Origin of the sequence: Streptomyces sp. NPDC001536, from assembly GCF_042894505.1 — a bacterium.
In the GTDB taxonomy this organism is placed as follows: Bacteria; Actinomycetota; Actinomycetes; order Streptomycetales; family Streptomycetaceae; genus Streptomyces.
Genome location: NZ_JBIAVQ010000025.1, coordinates 61347 through 82643, shown reverse-complemented (window position 1 = coordinate 82643; position 21297 = coordinate 61347). Strand labels below are relative to the sequence as shown.

Genomic DNA, 21297 nt, shown 5'->3' with positions numbered 1-21297 from the left:
GGTTACCGGCCATGTGGCCAGAACAGCAGCCGCCCGGGAGCAAGGGGAATCCGTACCAGCAGCCCGGGTACCAGCAGCCCGATCCGTACCAGCAGCCCGGCTATCAGCAGCCGGGTTATCCACAGCCTCCGTGGGACATACCCCAGCCGCCGCAGCCCGGAGGTCCTGGTGGCGGCGGTGGCGACCGCACGAAGATCACGGCGATCGTGGCCGCGCTGGCCGTCGTCGTGGCCGCCGGCGTGACCGGCTTCCTGGTCCTGGGCGGTGACAAGGACGACACGGCGGACGAGGGCGGCGACCCGACCCCGACCGCCACGAGCCCGGCGCCCACCTCGGCGAGCCCGAGCACGGACGACGACCCGCGGGGCGGTGACGGGGCGAAGGCGACCGTCGACGGCTGGAAGGTCGTGGTCAACCCGAAGTGGGGCACCGCCTTCGACGTCCCGGCGGAGTGGCAGGTCGAGTCGCCCGGTGTCTTCATCGGCTACGAGGACGAGAAGAAGGGCGACGGCTCGGCCCTCATCGGCATGTCCGCACCGGCTTACGTCCAGGAGAAGTGGTGCACCTCCGACTCCGACAAGGACGGCACCACCAGCGACAAGGCGCTCGGCACGGCCGGCACCAAGGGCCAGAACGGCGCCAAGAACACCGCCGAGGTCGCCCGCAACGACTCGGCCTGGTGGGTGTTCGGCGGGTACACCGACCAGAAGGACGCCTCCAAGAAGCTGCTCACCATCGGCAAGGCGCAGGCGTACACCACGGCCTCGGGCGTCGAGGGCAGCGTCGCCACGACGTACTCGACGGGCGTGACGAAGAAGGACAAGTGCGACACGAACGGCAAGGCGACGACGTTCGCGTTCAAGAACTCCGCGGGTGACTTCGTCTCCTGGACCTTCCACGGGGTCAAGGGGACCGAGGACGAGGTTCCGGACGCGACCGTCCAGAAGATCCTCGGCACGGTCCGGCTGCACGGCGAACCCACGGGCTGACCAGCGCGTCATGGGCCGGCAGGGCACAGGCCGGGAATCGGTTTGGCAAGTCGGGGGCGGTACGGGGATAGTCGGCCGGTGACCTCCGCCGATGCCCCGATACGCCGCCGCAGACCCGACTGGGCCGGCCGCAACTACAGCCTGCTGACCGCTTCGGCGGTCGTCACCAACCTGGGCAGCCACGGCGCGCTGATCGCCGCCGCGTTCGCCGTCCTGGAGAGCGGTGGCGACGGCGGTGACGTGGGGCTCGTGGCCGCCGCGCGGACGCTGCCGCTGGTGGTGTTCCTGCTGATCGGCGGCGCGGTCGCGGACCGGCTCCCCCGGCACCGGGTGATGGTCGCGGCGAACGCCCTCAACTGTGTGTCGCAGGGCGTCTTCGCGGTGCTCGTGCTCGCCGGGGACCCCCAGCTGTGGCAGATGATGCTGCTCACCGCGCTGGGCGGCACCGGCCAGGCGTTCTTCAGTCCGGCCGCCGAGGGCATGCTGATGTCCTCGGTCTCCGGCGAGCAGGTGAGCCGGGCCTTCGCGGTGTTCCGGATGGCGATGCAGGGTGCGACCGTGGGCGGGGCCGCGCTGGGCGGCGCGATGGTCGCCGCGATCGGCCCGGGCTGGGTGTTGGCGGCGGACGCGGTGGCGTTCGCGGTGGCCGCGGCCCTGCGCTCCTTCCTCGACGTGAGCCACATCGCGCCACGGACGCCGGGCGACGGTCTGCTCGCCGATCTCCGGGAGGGCTGGCAGGAGTTCAGCAGCCGGCCGTGGCTGTGGGGCATCGTCGTACAGTTCTCGATCGCGAACGCGGTGGTGGCGGCGGCCGACGCCGTCTACGGCCCGCTCGTCGCCCGCGACCATCTGGGCGGGGCGGGCCCCTGGGGTCTGGCCCTGGGCTTCTTCGGCGCGGGCACGGTCGCCGGCGCCCTGCTGATGACCCGCTGGAAGCCACGGCGCCTGCTGCTCTGGGGCACCCTCGGGGTCTTCCCCCTCGCCCTCCCCTCGGCCGCCCTCGCGGTGCCGACGTCGGCCGGGGTCCTGTGCGCGGTGATGTTCCTGACCGGTGTGACGGTGGAGGTCTTCGGAGTGAGCTGGATGACCGCACTCCATCAGGAGATCCCGGAGAACAAGCTCTCCCGGGTCTCGGCCTACGACTGGTTCGGCTCCGTCGCCATGGTGCCGCTGGCGACCGCGCTGGCCGGTCCGGCGGAGTCCGCGTTCGGCCGGTCCAACGCGCTGTGGGGCTGCGCGGCGCTGGTCGTGGTGGTGACCGCGGCGGTGCTGGGCGTCCCGGACGTGCGCAATCTCAGACGGCGGACCAAACCGGTGACGCGGTCCGCCGCGAGCGACTCAGCCGATGCCGAACGCCCCGTCGGGGGGCTCGGGTGACGGTACGGCGTCCTCGTCCCGCACGGGCCGAGCGCCGCCGGTGAAGTCCCGCAGGGCCGCCCCGTGCTCGACCCGGGCGGGGAAGGCGTCGGAGGCGGTGAGCCGGGCGAGCGCGGCCGTGTCGAAGGGCTCCCGGGCGGCGACCACCACGGCGTTCCCGAACCGCCGGCCCCGCAGCACCCCCGGCTCGGCGATCAGCGCGAGCTCCGGGAACACCGTGCCCAGGGTGGCCAGTTGGGACCGCAGGAAGGCGAAGGGCGCCGCGTCGGCCAGGTTCGCCAGGTAGACGCCCCCGGCGCGCAGCACCCGGTCGGCCTCCCGGACATACCCGAGGGACGTCAGGTGCGCGGGCACTCGCGAGCCCCCGAAGACATCGGCGACCAGCACGTCCGCGGAGTCGGCCGGAGCAGCCTCCAGCCACGCCCGGGCATCGGCGGCGTGCAGGGCGATGGAGGCCCCCTCGGGCAGCGGCAGATACTCCACGACCAGCCGCGACAGCTCCTGGTCGGCCTCCACGACATCCTGCCGGGACCCGGGCCGGGTGGCGGCGAGATACCGCGGCAGCGTGAGGGCGCCCCCGCCGAGATGCAGTACGTCGAGCGACTGCCCCGGCTCGGCGACGGTGTCCAGGACATGGCCCAGCCGCCGCGCGTACTCGAACTCCAGATGCGTCGGCTCGTCCAGATCGACGTACGACTGCGGCGCCCCGTCGACGGTGAGCAGCCAGGCCCGCGCACGGTCGACGTCGGGCATGAGCTTGGCGAACCCGTGATCGACGGCACGGGCGACGGGGAGGGACTCGGTCACCGTGTCATTGTGCCTGTACCGGAGCGCCCCGAAGGGGCGCGGGGAACCGCGCGACCAGCCACAACGGCCCCGCAGTCCCCCACACACATCAGCCACCCTCACTCGACGGCTGTCACGGTCCCCGCACCGACGGTCCGACCGCCCTCACGGATGGCGAACCCGAGCCCCGGCTCGAGCGGCACGTCCCGCCCCAGCTCGACGGTCATGGTCACCGTCTCCCCGGGTCGGGCGACCGCCACCTCACCGAGGTCGACGTCCCCCACCACATCCGCCGTACGGATGTAGAACTGCGGCCGGTACCCCGTCGAGACCGGCGTCGTACGACCCCCCTCACGCGAGGACAGCACATACACCTGCGCCGAGAACCGCCGTCGCGGCTCGACGCTGCCCGGCGCGGCCACCACGTGCCCACGCCGTACGGCGTCCCGCGGAACGCCCCGCAGCAGCAACGCCACGTTGTCCCCGGCCTGCGCCTCCTCCATGGGCTTGCCGAACGTCTCCACTCCGGTGACCACCGTGTCCACGGCGGCCCCGAGCACGTCGACCCGGTCGCCCACCCGGACCGTGCCCCGCTCCACCGCACCGGTGACGACCGTCCCACGGCCGGTGATGGTGAGCACGTTCTCCACCGGCAACAGGAACGGCGCGTCCAAGTACCGCTCCGGCATGGGCACATACGTGTCCACGGCGTCGAGCAGCGCGTCGATGGACGCCGTCCACCGCGGGTCGCCCTCCAGCGCCTTGAGCCCGGAGACCCGTACGACAGGCACCGCGTCGCCGCCGTACCCGTGCGTGGTGAGCAGGTCACGGACCTCCAGCTCGACGAGTTCCACGAGCTCGTCGTCCGCCGCGTCCGCCTTGTTCAGGGCGACGACCACGTGGTCCACGCCCACCTGGCGGGCGAGCAGCACGTGTTCGGCGGTCTGCGGCATGATCCCGTCGAGCGCGGAGACGACGAGGATCGCCCCGTCGAGCTGCGCGGCGCCGGTGACCATGTTCTTGACGTAGTCGGCGTGGCCCGGCATGTCCACGTGCGCGTAGTGCCGGGTGTCGGTCTCGTACTCGACGTGCGCGATGTTGATGGTGATGCCGCGCGCGGCCTCCTCGGGGGCCCGGTCGATGCGGTCGAACGGGACGAAGGTGCCGGCGCCGCGGTCGGCGAGGACCTTGGTGATGGCGGCGGTCAGGGTGGTCTTGCCGTGGTCGACGTGGCCCATGGTGCCGATGTTCAGATGCGGTTTGGTGCGCACGTATGCCGTCTTGGGCATGGCGATTCCTCGAAGCCTCTTCGTAGGTGATGGGGACCCCGGGGAACTGGCCGACCCTCCCCCTGCGGGGTCCGCCGGACAATCCGGAGAGGGTCAGCTTCGGGCGCCGTCGACAGCGGCCAGGAAGATCTCAACGGCAGCCTTCGGTGCATCCGCGACTGCGGATGCTGCGAAGAGGAAGGCGTGCCGGAACATGACGCCGATCATTGCCGACGCGGTGCCCGGCGTCGAACGATTTTCCGGGGCGGGGGAGTTCAGGCGCCGATGTTCTTGAGCGCTTCCCGCACCGACAGCGGCGCGAAGCGGCCCTTCTCCCGGGCGAGGAAGGCCCGTACGGCCTCCGGGTCGGTCTTGGCGTACTCGCGCAGCGCCCAGCCGATCGCCTTGCGGATGAAGAAATCGGGGTGCCCGGACTGACGCAGGCAGTAGGTGAACAGGCGGTCGGCGTCGGTGTGTTCTTTGTAACGCAGTTGGTGGAGCAGGGCGGTACGGGCGATCCACAGGTCGTCGTCGACGATCCAGGCGTCCATGTCGGCCGTGAGCTTCGGATCGGCGGCCACCATCGCGCCCACGACGTGCGCGGCCAGCAGGTCGACGGTGTCCCACCAGGGGACCGTGGAGACGAGGTGCCGGGCCACGGGCAGGAAGCCGGACGGGAGCACGCGCGCGTGGCGGCGCAGATAGTCGACGGCGAAGTACTGGTACTCGCGCTCGGGCAGTGCCCAGCAGCGCAGCGCGATCGCGGTGCAGTCGGCCTCGTCGGGACGGGGCGTGCCCTCCAGGACGGTGCGGGACAGGGCGCGGCGCACGGGCGTGGTGAGGCCGAGGAAGGGGGCCACGTCCTTCATGTACGCGCGCATGGGCCCGGCCCGCTCGGGGTCCGCCGCGCCGCCGTAGACGGCGGTGAGCCGCTCCAGCACGGTGTCCGCGAGAATGCTGTGCGGCAGTGAGGGAGATCCCACACCTGTGACGCTCATGAGACGAACCATACGGCGATCACACACATTGGTCGGTTAGTGTCACCGGATGCTCGATGCCACCACCCGCTCTGGGGGCACCGCCACGGCCACTCCCCCGGCCACCGCCACGGAGCTCGCCCTCGCCGCCCCCGTCCCGGCCGGTCTCGCCGCCCGCTGCTCCAGAGTGCTGCTCTCGCCCTGGTCGCGGCTCTCCCTGCTCGTGGCGCTGCTCGTGGCGGCCGGTTCGACCGTGCTGCTCCTGGAGCCACAGCGGCTGCTGGCCGACGGCTGGCCACCGGAGCTCGGCGGCGCGGCGGCCGCCCTGGTGTACGCGGTGGCGTACGGGCTGTGCGCGGTGGCGTTCGTGCCGCGCCCCCTGCTGAACCTGGCCGCGGGCGCCCTCTTCGGCTCGCAGCTGGGCATCGGGGCCGCGCTGGCGGGCACGGTGCTCGGCGCCGGCATCGCCTTCACGCTGGGCCGGGTGCTGGGCCAGGACGCCCTCCGCCCGCTGCTGCGCGGTCGCCTGCTCCAGGGGGCGGACGGCCAGCTCAGCCGCCACGGTTTCCGCTCGATGCTGGCGATCCGCCTGTTCCCCGGCGTCCCGTTCGCCGCCGCCAACTACTGCGCCGCGGTCTCACGGATGGGCTACCTGCCGTTCCTCCTGGCGACGGCGCTCGGCTCGATCCCGAACACCGCCGCGTACGTCGTGGCGGGCGCACGTGCCTCGACACCGACGTCCCCGGCGTTCCTGATCGCGATGGCGGCGATCGCGGTGCCGGCGCTGGTAGGGGCGGCGGTGGCGTGGCGCAAGCGGCACCATTTGAGAGGGCGGTGAGCTGAGCGGCCCCGTTAGGGGCGCGGGGCGGTGTCGATTTGCGGCTCCGCCGCGTGGGCGCGACCAGCCCCCACCGGCCCGCAGCCGCAATCAGACCCTTTCGAGCACCATCGCGTTGGCGAGCCCACCGGCCTCACACATCGTCTGCAACGCGTAACGCGCCCCACGCTCCTGCATGGCATGCACAAGTGTCGTCGTAAGACGCGTCCCACTCGCCCCCAGCGGATGCCCAATCGCAATGGCTCCCCCGTGCACGTTCACCTTGCCCAGATCCGCCCCCGTCTCCTGCTGCCAGGCCAGCACCACACTGGAGAACGCCTCGTTGACCTCGAACAGATCGATGTCATCAAGGGTCAACGAAGCCCTCCGCAACACCTTCTCCGTAGCCGGAATGACACCGGTGAGCATCAGCACCGGGTCAGACCCCGTGACGGCGAAACTGTGCAGCCGGGCCAGCGGCCGCAGGCCGAGACGAGCCGCGGTCTCACTCGACGTGATCAGCACAGCCGACGCCCCGTCGTTGATCGGGCTCGCATTCCCCGCGGTGACGTTCCACTCGATCTGCGGGAAGCGTTCGGCGAAGGCCGGGTCGTAGTACGCGGGCTTGAGGCCGCCCAGAATCTCGGCCGTGCTGGACGGCCGTACGCACTCGTCGCGCGCCACACCCTCCAGCGGCGCGACCTCCGCGTCGAACAGCCCCTTCTCCCAGGCCTCGGCCGCCTTGAGATGGGAGGACACCGCGAAGGTGTCCATCTGCTCGCGCGCGATCGACCACTTCGCCGAGATGAGCTCCGCGCTGATGCCCTGCGGGACGAGTCCCTCCGGGTAGCGCTCGGCGACTCCGGGGCCGAAGGGATCCTTGCCGGGCGGCACGTTGGACCACATCGGCACCCGGCTCATCGACTCGACGCCACAGGCCACGACGAGGTCGTAGGCGCCGGAGATGACGCCCTGGGCCGCGAAGTGCACGGCCTGCTGGGAGGAGCCGCACTGGCGGTCCACGGTGGTCGCCGGGACCGTCTCCGGGAAGCCCGCCGACAGGAGGGCGTAGCGGGTGGTGTTCATGGCCTGTTCGCCGACCTGGTCGACGGTGCCGCCGATGACGTCGTCGATGAGGGCCGGGTCGACGCCGGAGCGTTCGACGAGGGTGCGCAGGGTGTGGGCGAGGAGTTCGACGGGGTGCACGTGCGCGAGGGCACCGTTCGGCTTGCCCTTGCCTATCGGGGTGCGTACGGCTTCGACGATCACTGCGTCACGCATGGGATGCGGCCTCCAGCACTGGGAAAGCGACCCTACCGGTCAGTAGGAAATCCAAACTCACCATAACTCCGTGGGTTGGAAAATCAAACCCTCCCCTAGAATCGGCCCCATGGCCGCCACCAAAGATCCGCGCCCCTGTTCCATCGCCGACGCCCTGGCGCTCGTCGGCGAGAAGTACTCCTTCCTCGTCCTGCGCGAGGTCTGCCTCGGCAACGGTCGCTTCGACCAGCTGGTGCGCAACATCGGCGCCCCGCGCGACATCCTCGCTACACGTCTGCGCCGGCTCGTCGACGCCGGGATCCTCACCAAGCGGGCCTACAGCGAGCGGCCGCAGCGCTTCGAGTACCGGCCCACCGCCGCGGGGCTCGAACTGGAGCCGGTCCTGATCACCCTCATGGCCTGGGGCGACCGCCACCTCCGCACCGACGACGACCGTCCCATGGTGGTCGAGCACGTCTGCGGCAACGAGCTGGCCCCGGTCGTCACCTGCGCGGAGTGCGGCGAGCAGGTCCGGCACGAGGACCTCACGGCCCATCCGCAGACACCCGGCTGGACGGTGGCGGGGCCGTCGGCGGCGTAACCGCCCTCAGGGCTCAGGCGTGCGCGCGGCAGAACGCCCGGACCGCCTGGTTGAACTCCTGCGGACGCTCCAGGTTGCTGACATGCCCCGCGCCCGGGATGACCACCAGTTCGGCACCCGGAATCGCCGCATGGAACGCGTGGGCGACGCTCAGCGGTGAGCGCGCGTCCAGCTCTCCCCAGAGCAGCAGCGTCGGCACTGTGATGTCCGGCAGCAGGTCGTTCTGGTCGGTCTCGGCCATCATGAAGAGCTGTGCCCCGAGCGTCTGCGGACGCACGTCGCGCGCCATGGCGTCGAGCAGCGGCACGAACTCGGCGGGCGGGTCGCCGGCGAACAGCCCCGGCAGCGTCGGATCGAACTGGTCCCGGGGCGCGGCGAGCATCCGCCGTGTCCCTTCGACGCGGGCCGCCACCTCCTCCGGGGGCAGCGATCCCTTCCAGCCGGCATACGTGTCGACCAGGAGGAGTGTCCTGACGACCTCCGGATGACGGCGGTACAGCTCCAGCACGACCGTCCCACCCCAGGACAGACCGGCGACGTGGGCCGGCCCGAGCCGCAGCTCCTCGATCAGCGCGGCGAGGCAGTCGGCGTAGTCCGCGAGACCGAACCCGGCAGGGATGCCCGACGAACGCCCGGACCCCGGCTCGTCCCACGCCACGACCGTGAACTCGTCGGCCAGTCCGGAGAGTTGCGGCTGCCACATGCGGGCGTAGACGGCCGCGCCGTGCACCAGGACCAGAGGCGGTCCCTGCCCGACGCGCTCGTAGGCGATCTCGAGCCCGCCCACCTGCACCGTGGCCATGCCCCCAGGCTAGACGCACCCGCGAACGGTGTCCCCTCGACCGAGGCGCGGCTCAGTCGCCCGGGTAGACGTCCAGGCGCCCGCACATCCCGAACCTGCCGTGCTCCGAGGGCTGTTCGGAGCGCACGACGGCGTCGGCGAGGTGGGAGAAGTCGCCCTGTTCGAGACGGTCGAGCTGCTCCCCCGTCGCCGCGGCGGCGGCCGCCGCACCGTCGCGCCAGCGCTCCCGCCACTCGGCCAGTCGCGGCCGTACGAGCGCGGCGGCCGCGCGATGGAAGTCGGCCAGCCCCTCGGGAGCCTCCCGCAGCACCCGGTAGCCCTCCAGGGCGAGGTCGCGACGGGCCCGCGCGATCCGCTCCCGCTCCTCCTCGGGCGCGTGCGCGGGAACGGTGGTCACGGCGGCGTACGTCTCCGGGTCGGCCAGATACTCCGGGGGCAGCGTGAGCACCGCGTCCCCCGCCTCCGGCAGCCCGCTGTTCTGCATCAGGACGGTGATGCGCAGCTCGTCCTCGTTGACCAGCCGGTGGATGGTGCCCGGCGTGAACCGGGCGAGCGTGCCGGGCACGAGGGGCGTGACCTCGTACCCGGATGTCGTGAGGGTCTGCACCGAACCCCGGCCGCCGGTGACGACGTACGCCTCCGAACAGGTCAGGTGCATATGGGGGGTTCCGCCGGAGACGCCGTCGGCGGCGGGCCAGTCGTACACGCACAGGTGCGAGACGGCGACCCCGCCGGGGAGCCCTTCGAAGGCGGTCGTCACGGACGGGCCTCCCCGCGCTCGGCGGTCACCACGGGTGCGCCTCCAGGTACTTGGCGATCTCCTCCCGCTCCCAGGCGCCGTCGACGACGACGACGCGGTAGCGGCGGGTGAGGGTGTCTCCGGGGGCGAGGGCGAACTCGTCGTAGAAGGCCCAGGAGGGGGCCATGCCGGCGAAGGGCTCGTTGCGGACGAACCAGTGGGCCGGGTGGGTGCCCTCGGCGCCGAGGTGGTCGTTCTCCGGGGCGTGCTCGATGACGAGGGTGGCGTGGCCGTCCGTGCCGTCGTGCTCGCCGGAGAGGGCGAGCCAGGGCGCCTGTTCGCCCAGCAGGCCGGGGCCTTCGGCGTCCGGCGCGATGATGCGACCGTCGCGGAAGGCGCGCGGGCCGCGCCAGAACAGGCCCGTGTACCCGGCGAGTTCGCGTCCGGCGGTGGTGGGGCTGCCGAAGACCAGCGGCTCGTCGCGCCGGTTGGTGATCGCGCTGGTCCAGGTCAGCGCCCAGGAGCCGGACTCCTGGTCGACGTCGTGGATCTCGATCCGGCGCTCCTCGTCGGCCCACAGTTCCCCGCTGTACGGGTGCCAGGTGAGCCGCTCGGCGATGACGACCCGGTCGCCGTCCGCGGAGACCTCGTCGAAGCCGACGTGTGCCATCGAGCCGACGCGCTCGGGGAGTTCGAGGTAGCCCTCGCCGTGCACGTAGGAGTTGCCGCCCCACAGGTTGGCGCCCGACAGGTGCGAGGCGGTCAGGGACAGGCCCTTGTGCCAGCGGTGGTCGTTGGGCCGGTAGTCGGTGACGATGTCGCCGGCCAGGGTCCGCAGCGGGTGGATGTACGGCCTGGGCGCCTCCCAGGCCGCCTCGGGCCGGTACACGTAGGCGAGCAGCTCGACGCCGGTGGCCGGGTCGGTCACGGTGATGCGGTCGCCGTGCGCGTGGACGATGCGCAGCCCGGTCATACGGGCACCTCCTCGCTGACGACGGGGGCCCAGCCTGGCGCGTTCCCGTGCATGGCCGTGTAGAACGGGTCACCCGGGCCGATCTCGCCCGCCCGCACCGTGACATCCGTGAACGCCGACTTGTACAGCGCGGCGATCAGCTCCAGGCTGCCACGTCCGTCGGCACCGCTGCTGCGCGGCCGCTCCCCGGCGCGCATGCTGGCGACCAGCTCGCGCAGCTGCTCGGTGTGCGAACTGGGCACGTCCGCGCCGAAGTCCCGCCAGGCTGCGGCCTGTTCGTCCGGGACGCCGGGTGCCGGGGTGATGGCCCAGTTCTCGTTGCCGTGACCGTACAGATGAGTGAGTTCGACGGTCGCGCGCTCGCAGTCGATGCGGATACGGCTGACCTCGTCGGGGCTCAGCACGCTGTTGACGACGGTCGCCATCGCGCCGTTCTCGAAGCGGACCAGGGCGGTGGAGACGTCCTCGGTCTCGACGTCGTGCACCATCCGCCCGGCCATGGCGCGCACCTCGCTCCACGGGCCGAGCAGGTCCAGGAGGAGGTCCATCTGGTGGATGCCGTGGCCCATCGCCGGGCCGCCGCCCTCGGTCGCCCAGCGGCCGCGCCAGGGCACGGCGTAGTACGCGGTGTCGCGGTACCAGGTGGTCTGGCAGTGCGCGACGAGCGGGCGGCCCAGCTCCCGCCCGTCGAGCAGTCCGCGCACATGCCGGGTGCCGGAGCCGAAGCGGTGCTGGAAGACGATGGCGGCGTACGGGCCGCCGTCCTTGCCCTCCTGCGCCTCCACGGCGTCGAAGTCGGCGAGCGTGGGCACCGGCGGCTTCTCGCACCACACCCAGGCCCCGGCGCGCAGCGCGGCGACGGTCTGGTCGCGGTGCAGGGTCGGCGGGGTGCAGATGCTGACGAGGTCGGGGCGCTGCTCGCGCAGCATGCGGTCCAGGTCGGTGTAACCGTGCGGGACCCCGCCGGCCGCGCAGAACTCCTCGACGGCCCTGGCATCGATGTCAACCGCCGCGACCACCTCGACCTCGCCCTCCGCGGCGAGTGCGCGGAACGCGGTCAGGTGGGAGCCCCGGGCGATGGCGCCGGTACCGATGACGGCGACCCGGATGCGACGGCCGTCGTAGGGAGTGGTGGGTGACATGGACGCGATCAGCACTCCTCGAACGAACGGCGGTCAGCGCCGACACCCGCCATCGGAGCAGCAAGCGCTTTCTCTCCGCAGCAACCTAAGCGGCCGCACCCTGGCCGGTCAACAGCCCGCACACCCCGCTGACCACCGCTCGGCCCGCACCCTGTGGCAGGCCTGTCACCGGAGGCCGCTAGGCTGCCCTCCACACCTGTGATCACCGCGCCCGTACGGCTCGGTGTGCCCGTTACTCCTCCCCCGATCAGCGCTTGGACTCCCTACCTTCATGTCTTGGTTTGAATCCTTCATCCTCGGACTCGTCCAGGGGCTGACCGAGTTCCTCCCCGTCTCCTCCAGCGCGCATCTGCGGCTGACGGCGGCCTTCGCCGAATGGAAGGACCCCGGCGCGGCCTTCACCGCGATCACGCAGATCGGCACCGAGGCGGCCGTGCTGATCTACTTCCGCAAGGACATCGGGCGGATCATCTCGGCGTGGACCAGGTCGCTGTTCAACAAGGAGATGCGCAGCGACCACGACGCCCAGATGGGCTGGCTGGTGATCGTCGGCTCGATCCCGATCGGTGTGCTCGGCGTGACGCTCAAGGACCAGATCGAGGGACCGTTCCGCGATCTGCGGATCACGGCGACGATGCTGATCGTGGTGGGCATCATCATCGGCATCGCCGACCGGCTGGCGGCCCGCGACGAGAGCGGCGGCAAGCACCGGGCCGCCAAGCAGCGCAAGGGCCTGGAGGACCTGGGCGTACGGGACGGCCTGATCTTCGGCCTCTGCCAGGCCTGCGCCCTCATCCCGGGCGTCTCCCGCTCCGGCGCCACCATCAGCGGCGGCCTGTTCATGGGCTACAAGCGCGAGTCCGCGGCCCGCTACTCGTTCCTGCTCGCCATCCCCGCGGTCCTCGCGTCCGGTCTCTTCGAGACCAAGGACGCGATGGACGGCGGCCATGTGGACTGGCCCCAGACGATCTTCGCGACGATCATCGCGTTCATCGTCGGATACGTGGTCATCGCGTGGTTCATGAAGTTCATCTCGACCAAGAGCTTCATGCCGTTCGTCTGGTACCGCATCGCGCTCGGCATCGTGATCATCCTGCTGGTGACGTTCGGCGGGCTGAGCCCGCACGCGGCGGAGTCGGCCGGCTGACGCGTACGACGGCGAAGTCAACACGTTCACACAGCGAACTCCGTGACCCATCACATACGTTGTGTGTAGCCGTTCGGTAGCGCAGTGTCAGTTCCTGCCCTTAGGCTTGTCCGCATGCCCCCCTATTCCGTGGCCTCTGGTTCCGTGCGGTCTGCTGCCGAAGTGAACGAGCAGATCCGTGCGCTGTGGCTGCGGGCGGGCGGATCGCTGTCGGCCCAGGAGCGCGAGGAATACGAGTTGTTGGTGGTCGAGTGGGCCGCCGCGATCCGGGGCACCGTCATCAAGGCGGCCTGAACGACGGCCTGCGGCTCAGTCGTTGGCGGGGCCGTAGTGCAGGGCTCCCCCGCTCGGCACCAGATATCCGACGCCCCGCTTCTCGGGCAACTCACCGGCCAGTGACGCCGCGTCGATGCAACCGGAGACCTCCCAGCCGACGACGGCACAGCTGAAGGGCGCGCTGCGGAACGCCTCGGTGCCGATGGCGGCCAGCCAGTCGTCGATCAGCGCGGAGCGGTAGAAGGGCCGCCCGTCCCAGTAGGCGACACCGGCGGCGTCCAGCGCACTGTCCGGCACATAGAAGTCCAGCCAGTCACTGCTGTCGTCACCGCCGCGCACCGCCATCACCCCGCACACGACGAGATCCCCCGAGGGCAGCCGGACGCGGCCGTGGAGATGCCCGAACTCCTCCAGCGAGGCCACCGTGCACGGCACCGCCTCCTGCTCCTCCGGCTCCCGGTCCCCGTGCCCGTAGCACCCCTGCACATCTGCCGCGGCCCACACCGCGCCCAGCACGGCCTGAAGCCCGGCGTCGTCCGTCGAACCGACCTCGATGCCCAGCTCGTAGAAGCCGCCGGACCTGAACTGGTGGCGGAAGGAAGCGGCGTGTGTCATCGCACGATGATCGCTCACCGGTCGCCCAAACGCCTCCTAAGATCCACCCCATGGAGCGTCTCGAGAGCGTCCCCCCGCGCCAGGGGCTCATCATCTTCCTGAACGGCACCTCCAGTTCGGGCAGGTCGACCATCGCGGCCGAACTGCTCCAGATCCTCGACGAGCCGTACTTCCACATGCCCGTGGACGCGTTCCACGCGATGCGGTCGAGGGTCCACGTGCCGCCGGACCAGCTGGGCACCCTGCTGCACCGCACCTGGCAGGGCTTCCACCGGGCGGTCGCGGGGATGGCGGCCGCCGGGAACAACGTCGTCGTCGACCATGTGCTGAGCGCCGAATGGCGGCTCCACGACTGTCTCTCGCTGTTCGCACCCCGGGACGTGGTGTTCGTCGGAGTGCACTGCCCGCCCGTGGAGCTGGCGCGCCGGGAGCGTGAGCGGGGCGACCGGCCGCCCGGGCTCGCGGAGCGCCAGCTGGCGCAGGTGCATTCCCACGGGATCTACGACGTCGAGTGCGACACGGCCGACGCGACCCCGCGGGAATGCGCCCTGCGGATCAAGGAGTTCCTGCCGGACCGTCCGACGCCGACGGCGTTCGAGCGGCTGCGCGCAGACCTCTGAGGTGACGGATCACCCGTCCAGCACCTCGCAGGCCTCGCGGAAGTCGTCGTAGGCCTCGCCGTACTGACGGGCGGCGAGCAGGAACATGGAACGGTCCGTCAAGGCCCGGCCCACCTCCTCCCGTTCGGCCAGGCGACGGGCGAGGGCCACCCTTTCGTTGAAGACCGGGCGGAGTGGCTTCAGGATGCGGTAGTCGCAGCGCTCCCTGTACACGGCGGTGCGGATGGTGAGTCTGCGGTGCAGGGCGACCAGTTCGGGGAGAGAGGCGGACGGGTCCTGCCGTAGCGCCTCGACCTGTTCCTCAAGCGGCCCCAGGCCGTCGAGGTACGCCTTCCTGACATCGGGCGACCACTGATGAAGTGCCACACCGAACGCGGGCCCCGGCGCGGCCGCGGACGGTGCGGGCTCCGCCGACCGCCCCGACACGGACAGCAACGTGCTCCACCACGACAGGATGTTGCTCCAGCTCTTGGGTTCCCCGGTGAGGTCCAGCTCGGTCAGGTGAGCGAGGGCCTCCTGCCGGGCCGCGCCGGCCTCGTCGCGGCGCCCGGCGGCGTCCAGCATCCCGGCAAGATGGACCAGTTGCCAGACCTGGATCGCCAACGCCGTGCTCGTCGCGGCGACTTCCGCCCGGGTGACCTCCACCAGCTCCGCGAAGGCGTCCAGAGACTCCTCCCGCCGTCCGGCGGCGTCCAGTTCGGCCGCCCAAGCGACCATCGACCAGAAGGAGTTGTCTGCCGGAGTCAACGGGCGCTCCGCGTCGGCCTGCCTCCCGCAGATCTCCGCCGCCTCCCCGTGCCGCCCCTCCTCGGCCAGCGCCACCGCCAGCTGCCAGTGCCCGTACGCGGGGCTCTTCACCTGACCGTGCTCGTAACCCCACCGACCGGCCTCGGCCATCTCCTCGCAGACGGCCCGCGCCTCCGCCCGGCGCCCGAGCTCGTACAGGCCGAACCGGTACGCATCCAGGACCCGGACCAGCAGCTCGGTCCGCTTCGGTTCGCCTTCGTCCACACGTCGTGCCGTGTCCACCGCCTCCGCGCGCCAGGCCAGCTTCGCCTCCGGCAGGTCCCGGATCTCCGACGCGTACGAGGCCGACAACAGCGCCTCGGCCAGTTTCGGCATATAGGTCAGCGGACTCACCACCGACAGCACTTGGTACGCCTCGACCTGCCGGGCCACGCTCAGCCGGCCCGACTCCAGCAGCATCGTCCGCGCCCTCAGTACCGCATCCTGATCGACCTTCTCCGCGTGATCCATGACGGCGATTCTGAGAGGCCGGACAGGGGTCCAACAAGGCTGCTGAGCAGTGCTGTTCGTCCTACGAAAACGGCCTCCGACCTGTCATGATGGAGACGTCTTCACCCCGTCGAGGCGAAAGGCGGCGCACCGCAAGCCCTCGGCTGTGGTCGCACCAACGCCCGAAATCCCCCGTACGGCACCGGAGTTCCCCTCGCTACCGTCGTGCCATGCGAGCCATCGTCATCGGCGCGGGCATCGGAGGGCTGACCGCGACGCTGAGTCTGCGTCGCGCCGGGCACGAGGTCACGCTGGTCGAGCAGTTGCCGCGGTTCACCGAGGCCGGCGCCGGAATCCAGCTCGCGCCCAACGCCACGCGGGTGCTGCGGCGCCTGGACCTGCTCGACGCGGTCGCCGCGCAGGCCGCCCCGCCGGGCCCGCTGAGCTTCCGTACGTGGTCCGACGGGACGGAGATCTGCCGCTACGCGCTGGGCCGCGAGGTCGACGACGCGTTCGGGGCGCCCTATCTGCAACTGCACCGGGCCGATCTGCACCAGGCGCTGGCCGCCGCCGTACCGCCCGAGTCGGTGCGGCTGGGCACCCAGGTCGTGGGTTTCGGCCAGGACGAGAAGTCCGCGCAGGTGACGACGGCCGCCGGCGAGCGGCTGACCGCGGACCTCGTCGTGGCCGCGGACGGCATCCGCTCCGCGGCCCGCCAGTGGCTGTTCGGTGCGGACGAGGCCGTGTTCTCGAAGACCGCCGCGTACCGCGCGCTCCTCCCGGCCGAGCAGGTCGCCGATCTGGACCTGCCGGACACCGGGGTCTGGCTCGGCCCCGGGCGGCACTTCGTCCACTACCGGGTACGCCGTGGCGAACTGCTCAACGTCGTGGCCGTGTTCGGGACGCGGACGGCACAGGAGTCGTGGACCGCCCTCGCGGTGCCCGGAGAGCCGCTGCGCGCCTTCGAGGGGTGGGACCCCCAGATCGTGCGGGTCCTGGAACGCGCGGGACGGATGTACCGCTGGGGCATCCACACCCGTGCACCGCTCACCCGCTGGAACTCCGGCCGGGCGACCCTGCTGGGCGACAGCGCCCACGCGATGGTGCCGTTCCAGGCCCAGGGCGCCGCCCAGGCGATCCTCGACGCGGCCGTGCTCGGCGACTGCCTCACGGACGCGGGCCCGGCCGACGTACCCGCCGCGCTCGACCGGTACGTACGCCGCCGGCTGGCCACCGCCACGCACATGCAGGCCCGTTCCGCGCACGCGGGCGACGAGTTCCACCTCCCGGACGGTGCCGCGGCCGCGGCACGCAACGCCCGCATGGCGGCGCACGCGGCCGAACACAGGTTCCTGCCCGTGGCGACCGCATGGGCGGCGGACGTCCTCGACGAGCAGGCGGCGCCGTGAGTGGCCGGAATGTCACCGCACGCCTCTTGGCCCCGCCCGCCCCATGCCCAACACTGAGCCGATGACGCAGCGTGTGGAGCTCGCCACCGTGATGGACCGACTGGCCGTCGACGAACTGATCACCGAGTACGCGGTGGCCGTGGACGACGGCGACTGGGAGGGATACCGGAAGCTGTTCACCCCGGACGGACGCGCGGACTACCGCTCGGCCGGCGGTGTCGAGGGGGATGCCGGGCAGGTCGCCACCTGGCTCGCGGAGAGCCTGCGGGTGTTCTCGATGCGACAGCATCTGATCGTCAACCGGCGCATCACTTTCGGCCAGTGGGAGCACGACACGGGCGACACGGCCCGCGTCCAGGCCGACTACGTCAATCCGATGCGTATCGACCGGGACGGCGACGGATCCGGCGCGGCCCCGGACTTCATCTGCGGCGGCCGCTACGCCTTCGGCCTGCTGCGCACGTACGACGGCTGGCGGCTGCGCGAGGTCGTCGTACAGGAGAAGTGGCGTCGCCTCCCTGCCCCCGCCCCACGTCCATGATCAACTGAGGCGACGCCCTCTGTCCCCGGGGCGTCCGCACAGCGCACACTGGAGGACGCACGGGGTAGGAGTCGCCGTATGAAGACGCTCGGCCACTGGCTCACCTCCCCCTGGCGGCGTTCCGCCGTCGCCGCGCTCGCCGGCGCCCTGCCCGTGCTCGCCTTCCCCGCCCCGTCCCTGTGGTGGTTCGCCTACGTCGCTCTGGTCCCCTGGATCGCCCTGGTCCGCTCCGCCCCGACCGCGAAGCGGGCGGCGTACGACGGCTGGTTCGGCGGGCTCGGCTTCATGCTGGCCATGCACCACTGGCTGCTGCCGAGCCTGCATGTGTTCACGTTCGTCATCGCGGCCCTTCTCGGTGCGCTGTGGGCGCCGTGGGGCTGGCTGGTCCGCCGCTTGCTCGCCGGGACGCCCTCGCGTCGCCGGATCTGCGGTGCCCTGCTCGTCCTGCCCTCGGGCTGGCTGCTGGTGGAGCTCGTCCGTTCCTGGCAGGGGCTCGGCGGGCCGTGGGGGATGCTCGGCGCCAGTCAGTGGGAGGTGGCGCCGGCGCTGCGGCTGGCCTCGGTGGGCGGGGTGTGGCTGATCAGCTTCCTGGTGGTGGCCGTGAACGTCGCGGTCGCGGTGCTGGTCACCGTCCGGCAGTCCCGCGTTCCCGCGACGGCCGCTCTCCTGGCCACGGCCGCCGCCGGCTCGGCGGTCTGGATGTGGTCGCCGCGCCCGGACGCCGACGGCAGCGTACGGATCGCCGTCGTGCAGCCGGGCGTCGTCGAGGGCGGCGACCGGCGGCTCGCCCGCGAGGAACAGCTCACCCGTCAACTGGCCGGGCAGGGCGTCGACCTGGTCGTGTGGGGCGAGAGCAGTGTCAGCCTCGACCTCGGCGACCGGCCCGACGTCGCCCGCAGGCTCGCCGCGCTCTCGAGCGAGACCGGCGCCGACATCCTCGTCAACGTGGATGCCCGGCGCTCCGACAAGCCCGGCATCTACAAGAGTTCGGTGCTGGTCGGCCCCGCCGGGCTCACCGGCGACCGCTACGACAAGATGCGGCTCGTGCCCTTCGGGGAGTACGTCCCCTTCCGCTCGCTGCTCGGCTGGGCGACCTCGGTCGGCAAGGCGGCGGGCGAGGACCGCAGGAAGGGCTCCGAGCAGGTCGTGATGGACGTCGGCCACGGGCTGAGGATCGGTCCGATGGTCTGCTTCGAGTCCGCGTTCCCCGACATGAGCCGGCATCTCGCCGAAGACGGCGCCGAGGTGCTGGTCGCCCAGTCGTCGACGTCCACGTTCCAGCACAGCTGGGCCCCGGCGCAGCACGCCTCGCTCGCCGCCCTGCGTGCCGCCGAGACGGGCCGCCCGATGGTCCACTCGACGCTGACCGGCGTCTCGGCCGTCTACGGCCCGGAGGGACAGCGGGTCGGCTCATGGCTCGGCACGAGCGCGAGCGCGACGGCGGTCTACGAGGTGCCGCTGGCCACGGGTGTCACGCCGTACGTCCGCTTCGGCGACTGGGTGCCCCGCGCGGCGCTGCTGATCGTCGCCGTCTGGTGCGCGGGGCAGGGTGTGCGGGCCCTGTGGCTCAGGCGGCCCGCTCCTGGACCGCGCGTACCACCCGCTCGCACAGCTCATGGGTCGCCAGCGCATCCCGGGCGCTGAGCGGCTTCCCCGCGCGCACGGCGTCCAGGAACGCCATCACGACCTGCTCGATGCCCCGCTGCCGGGCGACCGGCACCCAGTCCCCGCGCCGTCGCACGGTCGGCTGCCCCTTGTGGTCGATGACCTCGGCGAGGTTGACCACCTGGCGCTTGGTGTCCTGCCCGGACACCTCCAGGATCTCCTCGGCCGAGCCGCTGAGCCGGTTCATCACCCCGAGCGCGGTGAAGCCGGCGCCGCTGAGCTGGAGCACCACGTGGTGCAGCAGTCCGTCCTCGACCCGGGCGCGCACGGTCACGTCGTCGACCGGGCCCGGCGCCAGGAAGCGCAGGGTGTCGACGACGTGGATGAAGTCGTCGAGGATCATCGACCGCGGCTCCTCCGGCAGCCCGATCCGGTTCTTCTGCATGAGGATCAGCTCGCGCGGATGGTCGGCGCACTGCGCGTACCCGGGCGCGTAACGCCGGTTGAAGCCGACCGCGAGGGACACCTCCCGCTCCTCCGCGAGGGCCACCAGCCGCTCCGAGTCGGCGAGTTCGTACGCCAGCGGCTTGTCGACGTACGTCGGTACGCCCGCCTCCAGCAGCCGCGTCACGATCTCGGGGTGCACGACGGTGGGCGCGTGCACGAAGGCCGCGTCGAGCCCCTCGTCGAGCAGCGAGTCGAGGTCCTGATGGCGCCGGCCCTCGGGCAGATGGAGGCCGTCGGCGACCCGGGCGAGCGTGGCCGGTGTGCGGGTCTGGAGATGCAGTTCGACGTCGGGCAGACCGCCGAGCACCGGCAGATAGGCCTTCCGGGCGATGTCGCCGAGTCCGATGCAGCCGACCTTCACTACTGGCTCTCCCTACCGCTTGCCCGCGCCTGACACGACGGAAGCATACGGCTGCTGCGGCGGCCGCCAGTCGGCGATGCCGTCGAATCCGCGCAGGAAGAGGGCCGGGCCGGCCAGCGAGAGCGCGGCGATCGCGCAGTCGCGTACGGCCATGAGGGCGCGGTTCGGCGTCATGTTGAGGCGGCCGATCCTGACGGCCTGACGGACGACGGCGGTCGTACGAGGCAGGCGGGCCGCCGAGTAGGCCGCGAGGTCGTCGCAGTGGTGGGCCAATACCACCGCGTCCTCGATCGCCTGGTTGCCGCCCTGGCCGAGGGTCGGGGGCATGGCGTGCGCGGCGTCTCCGAGGAGGGCGACCCGGCCGAGGTGGAAGGCGGGCAGCGGGTCGGCGATGTGGTGGACGTCGTGGCGCAGGACGTCCTCGGGGCGGGCGGCGGCGAGCACGGCGGGGACCGGGTCGTGCCAGTCGCCGTAGCGGCGGACGAGTTCGGCCCGCTCGTCCGGGGCCCGCTCCCCCGCGGGCCCCAGGGCGGCGGCGTACGCGTAGACCCTGCCGTCCTTGAGCGGGTGGGTGCCCCAGATGCGACCCCGGCCCCAGGTCTCGTGCGAGGCGAACTCCGCGCCGGGCACGGGGATCACCACGCGCCAGGTGGTGAATCCGGAGTAGACGGCGCCGGGGTGGTCCGGGAACAGCGTGCCGCGTACGGCGGAGCGGACGCCGTCGGCGGCGACGACCAGGTCGGCCTCCAGCTCACCGTCGGGCGTCCGCACCCGCGCCGGGCGGCGGGCGTCGCCGGGGTCGAGGAGGGTGCTCTCGGCGGCCGTGCGGATGGTGTCCGGTGGGAGCAGGGCGGCCAGGCTGGTGATGAGGGTGGCCCGGTGCAGCAGGACGAGCGGGCCGCCGAAGCGCTCGGCCGCGGCGGCGGCGCTGGAGCGGGAGAGCCAGCGCCCGCCGGGGGTGCGCAGACCGCCGTCGCCCGACCAGGCGGCGAGGTCGCGGATCTCGTCGCCGATGCCGAGGACGTCCAGGGCGCGCAGGGAGTTGGGGGCCAGGGAGATGGCGGCGCCGACCGGTTCCAGGGAGCCGGCCCGCTCCAGGACGGTGACCTGCCGGCCGCTCAGGTGCAGGGCGGCGGCTGCCGTCAGGCCGCCTATGCCGCCGCCGATGACGACCACGCGCCGGGGCTGTGTCATGACCACTCCTCACTACAGATGTAGTTACACCGACCACGTTACTACAGCTGTAGTG

The 21297-nt window shown here is 71.8% G+C and carries 22 protein-coding genes; 10 read left to right on the top strand and 12 right to left on the bottom strand.

All coding sequences use genetic code 11. The features are described 5' to 3' along the window. Positions 1–11 precede the first annotated feature (11 nt). Together ACFY0U_RS42975 and ACFY0U_RS42970 are read left to right on the top strand one after the other, a co-directional pair. On the top strand, positions 12–989 hold the full coding sequence (locus tag ACFY0U_RS42975) for a hypothetical protein (protein WP_388645597.1): 978 nt from the start codon (positions 12–14) through the stop codon (positions 987–989). A 78-nt stretch (positions 990–1067) separates the two neighbouring features. Continuing rightward, on the top strand, positions 1068–2366 hold the full coding sequence (locus ACFY0U_RS42970; protein WP_388645596.1) for an MFS transporter: 1299 nt from the start codon (positions 1068–1070) through the stop codon (positions 2364–2366). On the opposite strand, the gene ACFY0U_RS42965 is transcribed toward ACFY0U_RS42970, so the two are convergent. The 3 genes from ACFY0U_RS42965 to ACFY0U_RS42955 form a co-directional block, all read right to left on the bottom strand. Further along, positions 2328–3173 carry a spermidine synthase gene (locus ACFY0U_RS42965; RefSeq protein ID WP_388645594.1) on the bottom strand — a complete coding sequence of 282 codons (846 nt, stop codon included), beginning with the start codon at positions 3171–3173 and terminating at the stop codon, positions 2328–2330. The genes ACFY0U_RS42970 and ACFY0U_RS42965 overlap by 39 nt on opposite strands. Before the next feature lie 98 nt (positions 3174–3271). Beyond that, entirely contained in the window at positions 3272–4441 is a 1170-nt protein-coding gene (gene tuf / locus ACFY0U_RS42960) for an elongation factor Tu (protein WP_388645593.1), read from the bottom strand. 254 nt (positions 4442–4695) lie between these two features. After that, on the bottom strand, positions 4696–5418 hold the full coding sequence (locus tag ACFY0U_RS42955; protein WP_388645592.1) for a DNA alkylation repair protein: 723 nt from the start codon (positions 5416–5418) through the stop codon (positions 4696–4698). A 49-nt stretch (positions 5419–5467) separates the two neighbouring features. Between ACFY0U_RS42955 and ACFY0U_RS42950 the strand changes: the two genes are divergently transcribed. Beyond that, positions 5468–6235 (top strand): TVP38/TMEM64 family protein, encoded by a 768-nt coding sequence (locus ACFY0U_RS42950; protein ID WP_388645590.1) that lies wholly within the window; start codon positions 5468–5470, stop codon positions 6233–6235. A gap of 90 nt (positions 6236–6325) precedes the next feature. Here ACFY0U_RS42950 and ACFY0U_RS42945 read toward each other — a convergent pair whose 3' ends face one another. Next, positions 6326–7495, bottom strand: coding sequence for a thiolase family protein (locus tag ACFY0U_RS42945; RefSeq protein ID WP_388645588.1), 1170 nt, complete (start codon positions 7493–7495; stop codon positions 6326–6328). A 109-nt stretch (positions 7496–7604) separates the two neighbouring features. Here ACFY0U_RS42945 and ACFY0U_RS42940 point away from each other — a divergent pair, with 109 nt between their 5' ends. Next, complete coding sequence (locus ACFY0U_RS42940; protein ID WP_388645586.1) at positions 7605–8075, top strand: winged helix-turn-helix transcriptional regulator; 471 nt, start codon at positions 7605–7607, stop codon at positions 8073–8075. 13 nt (positions 8076–8088) lie between these two features. On the opposite strand, the gene ACFY0U_RS42935 is transcribed toward ACFY0U_RS42940, so the two are convergent. The 4 genes from ACFY0U_RS42935 to ACFY0U_RS42920 are packed head-to-tail and all read right to left on the bottom strand — an operon-like array spanning position 8089 to position 11731. Further along, on the bottom strand, positions 8089–8877 hold the full coding sequence (locus tag ACFY0U_RS42935) for an alpha/beta fold hydrolase (RefSeq protein ID WP_388645584.1): 789 nt from the start codon (positions 8875–8877) through the stop codon (positions 8089–8091). A 52-nt stretch (positions 8878–8929) separates the two neighbouring features. Continuing rightward, positions 8930–9637, bottom strand: coding sequence for a cupin domain-containing protein (locus tag ACFY0U_RS42930; RefSeq protein ID WP_388645582.1), 708 nt, complete (start codon positions 9635–9637; stop codon positions 8930–8932). A gap of 25 nt (positions 9638–9662) precedes the next feature. Continuing rightward, on the bottom strand, positions 9663–10589 hold the full coding sequence (locus ACFY0U_RS42925) for a PmoA family protein (RefSeq protein WP_388645580.1): 927 nt from the start codon (positions 10587–10589) through the stop codon (positions 9663–9665). Then, the gene (locus ACFY0U_RS42920) at positions 10586–11731 is read right to left on the bottom strand and encodes a Gfo/Idh/MocA family protein (RefSeq protein WP_388645579.1); all 1146 of its coding nucleotides are present in this window, start codon (positions 11729–11731) and stop codon (positions 10586–10588) included. The genes ACFY0U_RS42925 and ACFY0U_RS42920 overlap by 4 nt, the downstream gene beginning before the upstream one ends. Positions 11732–12002: 271 nt before the next feature. Between ACFY0U_RS42920 and ACFY0U_RS42915 the strand changes: the two genes are divergently transcribed. Further along, positions 12003–12878: an undecaprenyl-diphosphate phosphatase gene (locus ACFY0U_RS42915; protein ID WP_388645577.1), complete on the top strand. Its 876-nt coding sequence runs from the start codon at positions 12003–12005 to the stop codon at positions 12876–12878. 114 nt (positions 12879–12992) lie between these two features. Beyond that, the gene (locus tag ACFY0U_RS42910) at positions 12993–13172 is read left to right on the top strand and encodes a hypothetical protein (RefSeq protein ID WP_388645575.1); all 180 of its coding nucleotides are present in this window, start codon (positions 12993–12995) and stop codon (positions 13170–13172) included. 15 nt (positions 13173–13187) lie between these two features. Here ACFY0U_RS42910 and ACFY0U_RS42905 read toward each other — a convergent pair whose 3' ends face one another. Then, complete coding sequence (locus tag ACFY0U_RS42905) at positions 13188–13769, bottom strand: hypothetical protein (protein WP_388645573.1); 582 nt, start codon at positions 13767–13769, stop codon at positions 13188–13190. A 50-nt stretch (positions 13770–13819) separates the two neighbouring features. Here ACFY0U_RS42905 and ACFY0U_RS42900 point away from each other — a divergent pair, with 50 nt between their 5' ends. Further along, positions 13820–14389: a chloramphenicol phosphotransferase CPT family protein gene (locus ACFY0U_RS42900; RefSeq protein WP_388645572.1), complete on the top strand. Its 570-nt coding sequence runs from the start codon at positions 13820–13822 to the stop codon at positions 14387–14389. A gap of 9 nt (positions 14390–14398) precedes the next feature. On the opposite strand, the gene ACFY0U_RS42895 is transcribed toward ACFY0U_RS42900, so the two are convergent. Beyond that, positions 14399–15646, bottom strand: coding sequence for a hypothetical protein (locus tag ACFY0U_RS42895; RefSeq protein WP_388645570.1), 1248 nt, complete (start codon positions 15644–15646; stop codon positions 14399–14401). 209 nt (positions 15647–15855) lie between these two features. On the opposite strand from ACFY0U_RS42895, the gene ACFY0U_RS42890 reads away from it, so the two are divergent. The 3 genes from ACFY0U_RS42890 (at position 15856) to lnt (ending at position 19219) form a co-directional block, all read left to right on the top strand. After that, entirely contained in the window at positions 15856–17034 is a 1179-nt protein-coding gene (locus ACFY0U_RS42890; RefSeq protein ID WP_388645569.1) for an FAD-dependent monooxygenase, read from the top strand. A 61-nt stretch (positions 17035–17095) separates the two neighbouring features. Continuing rightward, positions 17096–17575: a nuclear transport factor 2 family protein gene (locus ACFY0U_RS42885; RefSeq protein WP_388645568.1), complete on the top strand. Its 480-nt coding sequence runs from the start codon at positions 17096–17098 to the stop codon at positions 17573–17575. Positions 17576–17653: 78 nt separating this feature from the next. Beyond that, complete coding sequence (lnt, locus tag ACFY0U_RS42880) at positions 17654–19219, top strand: apolipoprotein N-acyltransferase (protein WP_388645566.1); 1566 nt, start codon at positions 17654–17656, stop codon at positions 19217–19219. On the opposite strand, the gene ACFY0U_RS42875 is transcribed toward lnt, so the two are convergent. After that, positions 19143–20048 carry a Gfo/Idh/MocA family protein gene (locus ACFY0U_RS42875; protein WP_388645564.1) on the bottom strand — a complete coding sequence of 302 codons (906 nt, stop codon included), beginning with the start codon at positions 20046–20048 and terminating at the stop codon, positions 19143–19145. The genes lnt and ACFY0U_RS42875 overlap by 77 nt on opposite strands. Positions 20049–20060: 12 nt before the next feature. After that, positions 20061–21242, bottom strand: coding sequence for an FAD-dependent monooxygenase (locus ACFY0U_RS42870; RefSeq protein WP_388645563.1), 1182 nt, complete (start codon positions 21240–21242; stop codon positions 20061–20063). Between the last annotated feature and the right edge of the window lie 55 nt (positions 21243–21297).